Raw genomic sequence first — 12,319 nt, forward strand, 5'->3', positions numbered from 1 at the left:
TTTAAGAGCGCAGGGAGATTCGCACGGCTTTGCCCGGTGTCGCACACACAGTTTGTGCGACAAAAAGACGCGGCCCCTCGTTGCCGAGGGGCCGCGTCTCGTGGTTCGGGCCTTACTCGCCGGGTGTGGACTTCGCGATCTGCATCAGGAACTCCACGTTCGTCCGGGTCTGCTTGAGCCGGTCGAGCAGCAGGTCGAGCGCCGCCCCCGAGTCGAGCGAGTGCAGCACCTTGCGCAGCTTGTGGATGATCGCCAGCTCTTCCTTGCCGAGCAGGATCTCTTCCTTGCGCGTGCCGGACGGGTCGATGTCGATGGCCGGGAAGACCCGCTTGTCGGCGATCTTGCGGTCGAGCTTGAGCTCGGCGTTACCCGTGCCCTTGAACTCCTCGAAGATCACCGTGTCCATCATCGAGCCGGTCTCGACCAGCGCGGTGGCGAGAATGGTGAGCGAGCCACCGTTCTCGATGTTGCGCGCCGCGCCCAGGAACCGCTTCGGCGGGTAGAGCGCCGTCGAATCGATACCACCCGACATGATGCGGCCGGAGGCCGGCGCGGCCAGGTTGTACGACCGGCCGAGCCGGGTCACCGAGTCGAGCAGGACGACCACGTCGTGGCCGAGCTCGACCAGTCGCTTGGCCCGCTCGATGGCGAGTTCGGCGACCGTGGTGTGGTCCTGCGGCGGGCGGTCGAACGTGGCCGCGACGACCTCGCCCTTGACCGAGCGCTGCATGTCGGTGACCTCTTCGGGCCGCTCGTCGACCAGCACGACCATCAGGTGGCACTCGGGGTTGTTCTCGGTGATCGCGTTGGCGATCGCCTGCAGAACCATCGTCTTACCGGCCTTGGGCGGCGAGACGATGAGCGCCCGCTGGCCCTTGCCGATCGGCATGACCAGGTCGATGACGCGCGTGGTCAGGATGTGCGGCTCGGTCTCGAGACGCAGCCTTTCCTGCGGGTAGAGCGGGGTCAGCTTGTAGAACTCGGGGCGGCGCCGGGCCTCCTCGGGCTCCATGCCGTTGATGGTGTCGAGCCGCACCAGCGGGTTGTACTTGTCACGCCGCTGGTCGCCGCCGCCACCCTCGCGGGGCGCGGCCCGCACGGCGCCGGTGACCGCGTCGCCGCGGCGCAGCCCGTGCTTCTTGACCTGCGACATCGACACGTACACGTCGTTCGGGCCGGACAGGTAGCCGGTCGTGCGGACGAACGCGTAGTTGTCGAGGACGTCCAGGATGCCGGCCACGGGGACGAGCACGTCGTCCTCGCTGACGTGCGGCTCACGGCCGCCGCCGTCGCGCTGGCCGCCGCCGCCCTCGTTGCCGTCGCGGTCGCGACCGCGGCGACGGTCGCGGAACCGGCTGCGGCGGCTGCGACGACCGCCCTCGCCGTCGTCACCGTCGTCGTCGTCGCGGTTCTGGTCGTTGCGGTCGTTGCGACCCTGGTCGTTCCGGCTGTCGTTGCGCGGCCGGTCGTCCCGCTGGCGATCGTTGCGCTGGCGGTCGTTGCGGTCGCGGTTGCGCTCGCCCCGGTCCGGACGCTCGGTGCGCTCGGGCCGCTGGTCGGTCCGCTCGGCCGTCTCGGCCTCGACGGCGGGAGCGGCCTGCTCGCGCGGCTCACGGGCCTCCCGCGGCTCACGGTCGCGGTCGCGGCCCCGGCTGCGGCGGCTGCCGGCCTCGGCGGCCGGAGCCTGCTCGGCCGGCGCGACGGCGGCCGGCGCGGCCTCGATCGGACCGGTCGGCGCGTCGGCCGGAGCGGCCTGGACGACCGGCGGCTCGGCCTTGGCCGAAGCGACCACGGGGGCCGTGGCGACAACCGGCGCGGGCGCGGCGGCCTCGGCGGGAGCCGCCGCCTGCTTGGCGGCCTGGCTGCTGCGCGGACGCGGCGCGCTCTCGGCGGGGGCTCCGCCGCCCTGACGCTCGGTGATCGCGGTGATCAGTTCGCCCTTGCGCATCCGGGCGGTGCCGGAGATGCCGAGGGACGCGGCGAGGCTTTGCAACTCGGGCAGCAGCATCGCGGACAGCCCGGTGCCGCCCCGGCGGCGCTTCGTGGCGGTCGCGGTGGGACCGGCGCCGGCGTCAGCGACGTCAGAAACACCCGACGTCACGTCGGTGGTGTCGCTCAATGGATTCCTTCCGTCGGAAAAAGCCCGAGATACCCGGTTCTGCAGCCTGATGGCCGGGTGTCGCGGTACCCGCCTCGCATGAGCAATGCGGGAGTTTGCAAGCACGGCAGCTCGACGGTGTCCCTGCTCGTCAAAGGTTTGACGAGTAGGTCTCGGCGAGTGCAGCGACCTTCTCGGTTGCTGCTCGGCGTGTGCCTTTGAGGAGGTGAGACGGCCAGAAGGCCATAAGAGTCTCGGGGGTGCGCGCCGAACCGCAGAGATCGCTTAGCGGCTGTGTGCTTGGTCTTGAGCGTAGTCAACTCGTGCGACCTGCGGCAACAGGGCCCCGCTAGGCGAGTTCCACCATACTCCCTTTGACAAGAGCACCGGCGCCATCCACGCCCAACGACTCGGCGCGCCATGCTGTTCCCGGGTGGAAATCGGCCGGGACCTCGGTCAACGCGAGCACCGAGGGGCCCGCCCCACTGACCACAGCGGCCACACCGACCGAGCGCAGGGACGCCACGAGCGACGCCGTGCCCGGCATGGCCTCGGCCCGGTAGCCCTGGTGCAGGCGATCCTCGGTGGCCGGCAGGAGCAGGCTGGGATCGCTGGTCAGAGCATGGGTGAGCAGGGCGGCGCGACCCGAGTTGAAGGACGCGTCGACGTGCGGGACGGCCGACGGCAGGGCCGCGCGGGCCGACGCCGTGTAGCCGCGCTCGGCCGGAATGAAGACTGTCGGATGCACGCCCCTGGCCGCCGCGAGTTTCACGGCCCGCGCCCCCGGACCTTCCGTCCAGGCGATGGTGAAGCCGCCGAGCAGACAGGGCGCGACGTTGTCGGGGTGGCCCTCGAGCCGGGCCGCGATGCGCAGCGCGTCCTCGTGGCCGAGGTCGTTGGCGACCAGGCCGCGGGCCAGTTGCACGCCGCCGACGATCGCGGCCGAGGACGACCCGAGCCCGCGCGCCTGCGGGATGCGGTTGACGCACTCGACGGCCAGGCCGGGTGGGCGCTCGCCGATCTCGTCGAAGGTGGCCAGCATGGCCCGCAGCACCAGGTGCGACTCGTCGCCGGGGAGCTCGCCCGCGCCCTCACCGGTCACCGTGACCGTGAAGCCGCCCGGGGTGACCCGGGCCGTGAGGTCGTCGTAGAGCGTCAGCGCGAGACCCAGGGCGTCGAACCCGGGACCGAGGTTGGCGCTGGTGGCCGGCGTGCGCACGGACACCGGCTCGGTGGCGAAGATCGGGGCCATCGCCACAGACTAGAGCTTGATCACGAAGGCTGGACCGTCGCGTCGGAGGCCAGCCGGCGGGTCGCGACGCGCCAGACGATCGCGTAGGTAAGCGTCACCAGGCCGCAGCCGGCCAGAATGACCCACTCGTCGACGACGTCGACCACCGCCGTCGCGCCCAGCTGGCTGATCGCGATGGCCAGAGTGGCCAGCATGAGGTCGGTCGAGAAGACCCGCCCGCGCAGCCGGTCGGGCACCTCGCCCTGCAGCGCGTAGTTCGAGAGCACCCAGTTGGCCCCGCCGGCCAGGTGGGCCACGAAGACCAGCACCAGCACCAGCGGGAACCAGGGGGCCACGGCGACACCGAGGTAGCCGACGCCGTACAGGGCCATCGAGAGGGCCAGACCCGGGAACAGCCACGACTTGCGGCGGATCACCGGTCCCAGGACGAACGGGCCGGCCAGCGCGCCCGCGCCGCGCACCGCGAAGAGCAGCCCGGCCCCGAGCACGCCGGCGCCGTGCAGGCCGGCGATGAGCGGGAAGACGGTGAGCACGCCGTTGCCCAGCCCGGCCGCCATCTTCACGGTCACCAGGGCGCGGATACGCGGGTTGGCCCGCAGATAGCCGAACGACTCGCGCAGCGCGTGCCCGGTGCGGGGCGGCGGCGTTCCGGCCTCGCGTCCGGTCTGCAGCGGGCGGCGGATGGTGGCGGTCAGCGCGGCCCCGAGCAGCAGCAGGGCGGCGGTGACGCCGAAACAGACGTACGGGCCGAAGGCCGCGCCGACCACACCGCCGAGCGAGGCGCCGACGATCGTCATCGTGCCCCAGGCCGAACCCGAGACGGTGTTGGCCGCGGCCAGGTCCGGCGGGTCGACGACGTTGGGCAACGCGGCCGAGGCGGCCGGCGAGTAGAAGGCCTTGGCCACCGCCATCGCGCCGATGGCGACCAGGGCCAGAGGCGCGGTCGCGGCCGACTGGACGGTGAACAGCAGCAGCACCGCGACGAAGGCGGCGAGGTTGGCCGTGATCAGAATTTTGCGCCGGTCGAACCGGTCGGCCACCGTGCCGGTGTAAGGCAGCAGCAGCGCGTTGATGCCGGTGTCGGCGGCCAGCACCAGCCCGCCCCAGACGCCGCTGCCGGTGAGCTCGGGCAGCAGCACGAGCAGGGGAATCATCACAAACCAGTCGGCCCCGAAGACGACCAGCTCGGCCGCGAAGAGCCGGCGGAAGTCGCGGTTGCCGGTAACGACCGAGAACGCTGTTGCCACGTACACGCACGTTACTGCCCGGTCCCGGGCGACCGGTGGCGGCCGGTCGCCCGGGAGGTCCGGGCCCTACTCCTGGGCCGGCTTCGGACCCTTGGGCATCTTCAACACCTCGAACTGGTCGGTGTAGCCGCGCAGGGCGCCGCTGGGCTGCGGCTCCGGCTCGTCCGCGGCATCGGGCTCCACCGGCTCGGGCGCGGGCGCGCCACCCTTCTTGGCCAGGCGCTTCCGGCGGCGCTTCTCCTTGCTGTTCTCGACCATGGTGTAGAGCGTCGGCACCAGCACCAGGGTGAGCAGCGTCGAGCTGACCAGACCGCCGATGACCACAATGGCCAGTGGCTGCGAGATGAACCCGCCCTCGCCGGTCAGACCCAGTGCCATCGGGATCAGCGCGAAGATGGTCGCGATGGCGGTCATCAGGATCGGCCGCAGACGGTGCCGGCCGCCCTCGATCACCGCCTCCTGCACACCCATGCCGGCCGCACGGTAGTGGTTGATGAGGTCCATGAGCACGATGGCATTTGTCACCACGATGCCTACGAGCATCAACACACCGATCAGGGCCGGCACGCCCAGCGGGGTCCCGGTGATCAGCAGCAGGCCGATCGCGCCGGTCGCCGCGAACGGGATCGAGACCAGCAGGATGACCGGCTGGATGAGGCTGCGGAACGTCGCCACCATGATGATGAAGACGATCGCGATGGCCGCGAGCACGGCCAGCCCCAGCTGCTGGAACGCCTCGGCCTGGTCGGCGCTGGCACCGCCGATGGTGGCCGTGGCGCCGGCCGGCAGGGTCAGCCCGTCGAGCTTCTTCTGCAGGTCGCGGGTCGCCGCACCGAGGTCGGAACCGGAGTTCGTGCCGGTCACGGTGGCCGTACGTTCGCCGTCGACCCGGGTGACCTCCTCGGGCCCGTTGACCTCCTTGACCTCGGCCACCGTGCTCAGCGGCACGGGACCGCGGGCGGTGGTGAGGGGCAGTGCCCGCAGCGCGGCCGGGTCGGCCGGAGCCGAGCCGAACGAGATCACGACGTCCTGGCTGGAGCCGTCGACCGTGATCCGGCCGGCCGGAGCCGAGCGGAACGCACCCGCGACATTCTGCGCGATGGCCGCCTCGGTCAGGCCGGCCCGGGCGGCGGCCTCGCGCTTCACGACCACGTCGAGACGCGGGACGCTGGCCGCCAGCGAGCTGGTCACCTCGAGCAGGCCCTGATCGGTCATCGCCTTCTGCACCTGCTCCGAGGTGGTGCGGAGCGAATCGGCGTCGGCCGACTTGACCTGAACCGAAAGCTCGCTGCCGCCACCGAGACCGGAGGCGTCGGCGCCGATGCTGACCTCGCCGATGCCGTTCATGGCGGCGAACTTGTCCCGCAGCTCATCGGTGATCTTGCCCGCGTCGGCGTCCTCGTCGAGGCCCACGTTGAAGCTGGCGGTGCTGGCGCCCCCGCCGCCGACGAACGGGTTGAAGTCCCCGCCGCTGCCCAGCGACACCTGGTAGGTCTTGACCCCGGCCGTGTCGGCCAGCACTCCCTCGACCTGCTTGGCCGCGGTGTTGGTGGCCTCCAGGTTGGTGCCGACCGGCAGCTCCTGGGTGATGGACAGCGAGTCCTGACCCGAGTCGTCGAGGAAGTTCGTCTCGAGCCGGGTCGAGAGGCCGAGCGTGCCGATCAGCACGACCAGGCCGATGGCCAGCGTGGTCCAGCGCCGCTTGGTCGCGAACCGGATCACCGGCAGGTAGGCCCGCTGGAGCGGGTTGCGGCGCTCCTTCTCCTCGGCGGCCTGCCGGATCGCCTCGGTGTCGGCGTCGGCCGGCGGCGGCTTGAGGAACCAGTACGCCAGCACGGGCACCACCGTCAGGGCCACGAACAGCGAGGCCAGCAGGGCCACGGTGACGGTGATGGCGAACGACGAGAAGATCTGGCCGACGAAGCCACCGACCAGGGCGATCGGCGCGAACACGGCCACGGTGGTCAGGGTCGAGGCGGTGACCGCGCCCGACACCTCCTTGACGGCCGAGATGATCGCGTGGACCTTCGGCTCGCCGTACTCCAGATGTCGCTTGATGTTCTCCAGCACGACGATCGAGTCGTCGACCACGCGGCCGACCGCGATCGTCAGCGCGCCCAGGGTGAGCAGGTTGAGCGTGTAGTCGCCGATCCACAGCGCGATCAGGGCGATCAGCACCGAGAGCGGGATCGACACGGCCGTGACCAGCGTCGAACGGATCGAGAGCAGGAAGACCAGGATCACGATCACGGCCATCACCAGGCCCAGCAGGCCCTCGGTGGTGAGGCTCTCGATCGAGCGCTCGACGAACGGGGCCTGGTCGACCACCACGGTCAGCTTGGCGCCGGACGCCTTCTCGAGGTCGGCCAGCTGTTCCCGTACGGCATGAGAGATGTCGACCGGGTTGCCGTCCGGCCGGGCCGTGACCGCGATGCCCAGGCTGTCGACGCCGTCGGTCCGCGTGTACGAGGTGGCCGCGGGCAGCTTGCTCTCGACCGTGGCGACGGAGCTGAGCTGCACCGGGCCGCGGGCGCCGCTGAGGTAGAGCGCCTTGAGCTGGTCGATCGAGCTGATCGAGCTGCCCACCTGAACGGTCAGCGACCGGCTGCCCTCGGTGACCGCGCCCGCCGGCACCGAGATGCCGTTCTGCTGCAGCACGGTGGTCAGCGCCTGCGGGTTGACCCCGGCCGCGGTGAGCTTGGCCAGGTCAGGCGTGATCACGACCTGGGCCGCGCGGGCGCCGGTGATCTGGGTGTCACGCACGCCGTCGATCGCATTGAGCTCGGGCACGACCGTGTCGTTGAGCTTGTCGAGCAGCGCGCTCTCGTCGCCCCCGCCCGACGCCGCGAGCACGATGGCCGGGATGTCGTCGGTGCCGCCGGCGAAGATCGTCGGCTCGACGTCGTCCGGCAGCTGCGGCTGCACCCGGTTGACGGCGGTCGTGAGCTGGTTGACCGCGGCGTCGATGTCGGTGCCGAAGACGAAGGCCACGGTCACCGTGGCGATGCCCTCGCGGGTGCTCGACGTGACGCTGTCGATGCCGTCGAGGCCCTTGGCCGCGTCCTCGAGCGGTTCGGTGATCTGGTCCTGGATGACCTCCGGACCGGCCCCGGGCAGGGTCGCGGTCACGAAGGCAGCCGGGAACTCGATCGACGGGAACAGCTGCTGCTTCAGAGATGGGATGGCGAACAGCCCGAAGCCCGTGATCACCACGGCGATCAGGGCTACGAGACTTCGGTTGGCCAGGCTCAGCCGGGTCAGGAAGGACATGGGCGCTCCCCCGGTAAAGTTTCGTCCAGCACTAATAGTTTGCCCGACGCGAACAAATGGTTTTCCGCCGGGGCGCTGGTACCGTCCGTCTTGAGACATCGGCCCATCTCCGGCTCGGGCGGCGGGTGGGGCGGTTGGACGGGGACGCAGGCCGGCCATCGGCGCGTAACGAAAGAGGGGCCCGCGGCGTTGGCCGACAAGCAACAGCTCATTGCCGACATTATGGGCGCGCAGCAGCGGCTGCAGGACGTGATCGCCGAGGACCGGGCCGACCCGCTCTTCTCCTCGCACCTCACGTTGTCGCAGCTCAGAATCCTCATGCTGCTTGCCCGCCACGGCTCGGTGCCGGGCAGCGAGCTGGCCGCCATGGTCGGGATCGGCGCGGCCGCGCTGACCGGCATGATCGACCGGCTCGTGGTGCAGGACCTGGTCGCCCGCGCGGAAGACCCGCACGACCGGCGCGTACGCCGGATCGCGCTGACGCGCGCGGGTCGGGAACTCATCGCGAGCATCTTCAATGCGGGCGAGGAGAAGATGCGTACGCTCCTCAGCCGTCTCTCAGCCGAGGAGCTCGAGGTCGTCGCTCAGGCGACGGCGCTCATTCTCAAAGCGGCCGACTCAGGCGAGGCCTAGCTCGCGCGCGGCGATCAGCACGTCGTTCTGGATCGTGGTCGGCGAGGGCGCGGTCGAGATCGCCCACTCCGGGTCCTTGAGGCCGTGCCCGGTGACGGTGCACACCACCGTCGCCCCGGCCGGGATCTTGCCCTCGGCCGCCTGCTGCAGCAGCCCGGCGACGCTGGCCGCGCTGCCCAGCTCGACGAACACGCCCACCTCGCGGGCCAGCAGCCGGTAGGCCGAGAGGATCTCGCGGTCGGTCACGGCGTTGATCAGGCCGTCCGACGAGTCCCGGGCGTCCAGCGCCTTGGTCCAGCTGGCCGGGTTGCCGATCCGGATGGCGGTGGCGATCGTCGACGGCTCCTCGACCACCTTGCCGGTCACGATCGGCGCGGCGCCCGATGCCTGGAAGCCGAACATGCGCGGCCGGCGCGTGCTGTTACCGGCCGCTTCGTCCTCCTGATAACCCATCCAGTACGCCGAGATGTTGCCGGCGTTGCCGACGGGCAGGCAGTGGATGTCGGGAGCGTCGCCCAGCGCCTCGACGATCTCGAAGGCGGCCGTCTTCTGGCCGTGCAGGCGGAAGATGTTGACCGAGTTGACCAGCGAGACGGGGAAGTCTTGTGACAGCTTCGAGGCGAGCGCCAGGCAGTCGTCGAAGTTGCCGTTGACCTGCAGCAACTTGGCCCCGTGGACGAGCGCCTGGGCCAGCTTGCCGAGCGCGATCTTGCCCTGGGGCACGAGCACGGCGCAGGTGACGCCGGCCCGGGCCGCGTACGCCGCGGCCGAGGCACTGGTGTTGCCGGTGGACGCGCAGATGATCGCCTTCGCGCCCTCCTCGACCGCCTTGGACACGGCCATGGTCATGCCGCGGTCCTTGAACGAGCCGGTCGGGTTGGCCCCCTCGACCTTGAGGTAGACGTCCGCCCCGGTGCGGGCGGACAGCGCCGGCGCCGGCACGAGCGGCGTGTTGCCCTCGTGCAGCGTGATCACCGGGGTCTTGTCGGTGACCGGAAGACGATCCCGATACGCCTCGATGAGTCCCCGATACATGGCAGCGCTCCTCTACGTTTTGCGAACCCGGACCAGCGTGCCCCAGTTCGCCGAATCTTGAGACCCGATGTCCATCAATTGGGACTTCAGGCGCCGCCCTCGACGCGCAGCACGCTGGCGATCGAGCGGACGATGTCCAGCCCCGACAAGTCTTCGACAGTGGCGGCCAGGTTCGCGTCCGGCGCGCCGTGGGTGACGATGACCAGCTTGGCGTCCTCGGCCCGGCCCGACTGACGTACGGTCGCGATCGACACCTCGTGCTGGGCGAAGACCCCGGCCACGGCGGCCAGCACGCCCGGGCGCTCGGCCACGTCGAGGCTGATGTGGTAGCGGGTCATGGCCGCGCCGATGGGCCGGACCGGCAGGTGGGCGTAGTTGCTCTCGCTCGGCGCCCGGGTGCCCGAGAGCCGGTTGCGGGCCGCCGCCACGATGTCGCCCAGCACCGCGCTCGCGGTCGGCCGGCCGCCCGCGCCCCGGCCGTAGAACATCAGCTGCCCGGCCGCGTCGGCCTCGACGAAGACAGCGTTGAAGGCGTCGCCCACGCTGGCCAGCGGGTGACTCCGCGGGATCATCGCCGGGTGCACGCGTACGCTGACCGATTCCTGCCCGGTCTCGTCCGGGCCCCGCTCGGCGATGCAGAGCAGCTTGATCGTGCAGCCCATCTCTTTCGCGCTGGCCATGTCGCCGGCCGTCACGCCGGTCATGCCCTCGCGGAACACGTCGGCCGCGGTGACCCGGCTGTGGAAGGCCAGCGAGGCGAGGATGGCCGCCTTGGCCGCGGCGTCGAAGCCCTCGACGTCGGCTGTCGGATCGGCCTCGGCGTACCCCAGCTCGGTCGCCTCGTCGAGAGCCTCGCTGAACCCGGCCCCGGTGGCGTCCATCGACGAGAGGATGAAGTTGGTCGTGCCGTTCACGATGCCGGTGACCCGGGTGACCCGGTCGCCGTGCAGCGACTCGCGCAGCGGGCGCAGCAGCGGGATCGCCCCGGCCACGGACGCCTCGTAGTAGAGGTCGGCGTTGCCCTCGGCCGCCGCGTCGTGCAGGGCCGCGCCGTCCTCGGCCAGCAGCGCCTTGTTGGCCGTGACCACGCTCTTGCCCGCGCGCAGCGCCTCGACCAGCCAGGTGCGGGCCGGCTCGATGCCACCCACGACCTCGATCACCACGTCGACGTCGTCCCGCTTGACCAGGCCGAGCGCGTCCGTGGTGAACAGGGCCGGGTCGATCGGCAGGTCGCCGCGCTCGCGGCCGAGGCGGCGGACCGCGATGCCGACGATCTCGAGCGGGGCGCCGATCCGGGCCGTCAGGTCCTGAGCCTGAGCGTTCAGGAGGTGTACGACTTCCGACCCGACGGTGCCGCACCCGAGGAGGGCGAGGCGGACGGGCTTTGCAGGCATGCTCATCCAACATCCAATGCGAGCAGGTCGTCCTCGGTCTCCCGCCGCACGATCACGCGCGAGGCGCCATCGCGCACCGCCACCACGGGTGGCCGAGGCACGTGGTTGTAGTTGCTGGCCATGCTCCGGCAATAGGCGCCGGTGCCGGGCACGGCGAGAAGATCTCCGGGCTGCACGTCGGCGGGCAGGAATTCATCCTTCACGACGATGTCCCCGGATTCACAATGCTTTCCCACCACGCGGGCCAGGATCGGCTCGGCGTCGCTGGCCCGGCCGGCCACCGTGGCCGAGTAGGAAGCGTCGTACAGGGCCGTACGGATGTTGTCGCTCATGCCGCCGTCGACGCTCACGTACGTGCGGATGCCGTCGACGTCCTTGACCGTGCCGACCTCGTACAACGTCAGCACCGAGGGCCCCACGATGGCCCGGCCGGGCTCGATCGAGAGCTTGGGCTTGCGCAGCGAGGCCAGCTCGCACTCCGACTCGACGATCTTGTTGATCCGCTTGGCCAGGTCGCCGGCGCTGCTCGGGTCGTCCTGCGTGGTGTACGCGATGCCGAAGCCCCCGCCCAGGTCGAGCTCCGGCAGCTCGACCCCGCGGGCGTCGCGGATCTGGGCCTGCAGCTCGAGCACCCGGCGGGCCGCGACCTCGAACCCGCTCGTGTCGAAGATCTGCGAGCCGATGTGCGAGTGCAGGCCCCGCAGGTCGAGCACACCCTCGTCGAGGATCCTGGTGGCGGCCTGGAACGCCGCGCCCCCGGCCAGCGAGAAGCCGAACTTCTGGTCCTCGTGAGCGGTCGCGATGAACTCGTGAGTGTGTGCTTCGACACCCACCGTGACCCGGACGAGAACCTGCGGCCGTTGCTGCTTCTCGACAGCGAGGGTGGTCAGCCGCTCGATCTCGTCGAACGAGTCGACGACGATGCGGCCCACCCCGGCGTCGAGGGCGCGGGTGAGCTCGGAGACCGACTTGTTGTTGCCGTGGAAGCCGATGCGCTCGGCCGGGAAACCGGCGGCCAGCGCCACCGCGAGCTCGCCGCCCGAGCAGACGTCGAGGAACAAGCCCTCCTCGTTCACGACCCGGACGACCGCCTTGCACAGGAACGACTTGCCCGCGTAGTAGACGTCGGCCTCGGCGAACGCGGAGTTGAAGTCGCGGCAGCGGGCGCGCAGGTCGTCCTCGTCGAGCAGGTAGGCCGGCGTACCGTGCTCGGCGGCCAGGTCGGCCACGCTCACGCCGCCGATCTCGAGGTGGCCGGCGTCGGTGCGGCTGACGGTGCGCGGCCAGAGCTGCGGCACGAGGGCGTTGACATCGATCGGCGTACGCAACCAGGCCGGCCCGCGTTGTCCGAGGTCGCCGTGCAGCGCCCCGGCCTCATGAGCTCGCATCC

General features: G+C 70.8%; 8 protein-coding genes. 1 reads left to right on the forward strand and 7 read right to left on the reverse strand.

Translation table 11 applies throughout. The features are described from left to right. Window positions 1–112: 112 nt before the first annotated feature. The 4 genes from rho to M1L60_RS16180 form a co-directional block, all read right to left on the reverse strand. Window positions 113–2,119 (reverse strand): transcription termination factor Rho, encoded by a 2,007-nt coding sequence (rho, locus tag M1L60_RS16165; RefSeq protein ID WP_253238239.1) that lies wholly within the window; start codon window positions 2,117–2,119, stop codon window positions 113–115. Between the two features lie 328 nt (window positions 2,120–2,447). Then, window positions 2,448–3,350 (reverse strand): homoserine kinase, encoded by a 903-nt coding sequence (thrB, locus tag M1L60_RS16170; RefSeq protein WP_253238240.1) that lies wholly within the window; start codon window positions 3,348–3,350, stop codon window positions 2,448–2,450. 20 nt (window positions 3,351–3,370) lie between these two features. Next, window positions 3,371–4,597: an MFS transporter gene (locus M1L60_RS16175; RefSeq protein WP_253238241.1), complete on the reverse strand. Its 1,227-nt coding sequence runs from the start codon at window positions 4,595–4,597 to the stop codon at window positions 3,371–3,373. A gap of 66 nt (window positions 4,598–4,663) precedes the next feature. Then, a complete protein-coding gene (locus tag M1L60_RS16180) occupies window positions 4,664–7,867 on the reverse strand; it encodes an efflux RND transporter permease subunit (protein ID WP_253238242.1) in 3,204 nt (1,067 codons plus the stop codon). A gap of 189 nt (window positions 7,868–8,056) precedes the next feature. Between M1L60_RS16180 and M1L60_RS16185 the strand changes: the two genes are divergently transcribed. Further along, the gene (locus M1L60_RS16185; protein ID WP_253238243.1) at window positions 8,057–8,500 is read left to right on the forward strand and encodes a MarR family winged helix-turn-helix transcriptional regulator; all 444 of its coding nucleotides are present in this window, start codon (window positions 8,057–8,059) and stop codon (window positions 8,498–8,500) included. Here M1L60_RS16185 and thrC read toward each other — a convergent pair. The 3 genes from thrC to lysA form a co-directional block, all read right to left on the reverse strand. After that, window positions 8,486–9,535: a threonine synthase gene (gene thrC, locus M1L60_RS16190; RefSeq protein ID WP_253238244.1), complete on the reverse strand. Its 1,050-nt coding sequence runs from the start codon at window positions 9,533–9,535 to the stop codon at window positions 8,486–8,488. The two genes, M1L60_RS16185 and thrC, sit on opposite strands and share 15 nt — an antisense overlap. Window positions 9,536–9,621: 86 nt before the next feature. After that, on the reverse strand, window positions 9,622–10,935 hold the full coding sequence (locus M1L60_RS16195; protein WP_253238245.1) for a homoserine dehydrogenase: 1,314 nt from the start codon (window positions 10,933–10,935) through the stop codon (window positions 9,622–9,624). Then, entirely contained in the window at window positions 10,932–12,317 is a 1,386-nt protein-coding gene (lysA, locus tag M1L60_RS16200; RefSeq protein ID WP_253238246.1) for a diaminopimelate decarboxylase, read from the reverse strand. Before lysA ends, M1L60_RS16195 begins: the two co-directional genes overlap by 4 nt. Between the last annotated feature and the right edge of the window lie 2 nt (window positions 12,318–12,319).

The organism is Paractinoplanes aksuensis (assembly GCF_024137025.1).
Classification (GTDB): Bacteria; Actinomycetota; Actinomycetes; order Mycobacteriales; family Micromonosporaceae; genus Actinoplanes; species Actinoplanes aksuensis.

Excerpts from the sequence above, each read along its gene's own strand:
- M1L60_RS16195 (WP_253238245.1), bottom strand. The coding sequence starts at position 10,935 with ATGAGCATGCCTGCAAAGCCCGTCCGCCTCGCCCTCCTCGGGTGCGGC.
- lysA (WP_253238246.1), bottom strand. The coding sequence starts at position 12,317 with ATGCGAGCTCATGAGGCCGGGGCGCTGCACGGCGACCTCGGACAACGC.
- M1L60_RS16180 (WP_253238242.1), bottom strand. The coding sequence starts at position 7,867 with ATGTCCTTCCTGACCCGGCTGAGCCTGGCCAACCGAAGTCTCGTAGCC.
- thrC (WP_253238244.1), bottom strand. The coding sequence starts at position 9,535 with ATGTATCGGGGACTCATCGAGGCGTATCGGGATCGTCTTCCGGTCACC.
- thrB (WP_253238240.1), bottom strand. The coding sequence starts at position 3,350 with ATGGCCCCGATCTTCGCCACCGAGCCGGTGTCCGTGCGCACGCCGGCC.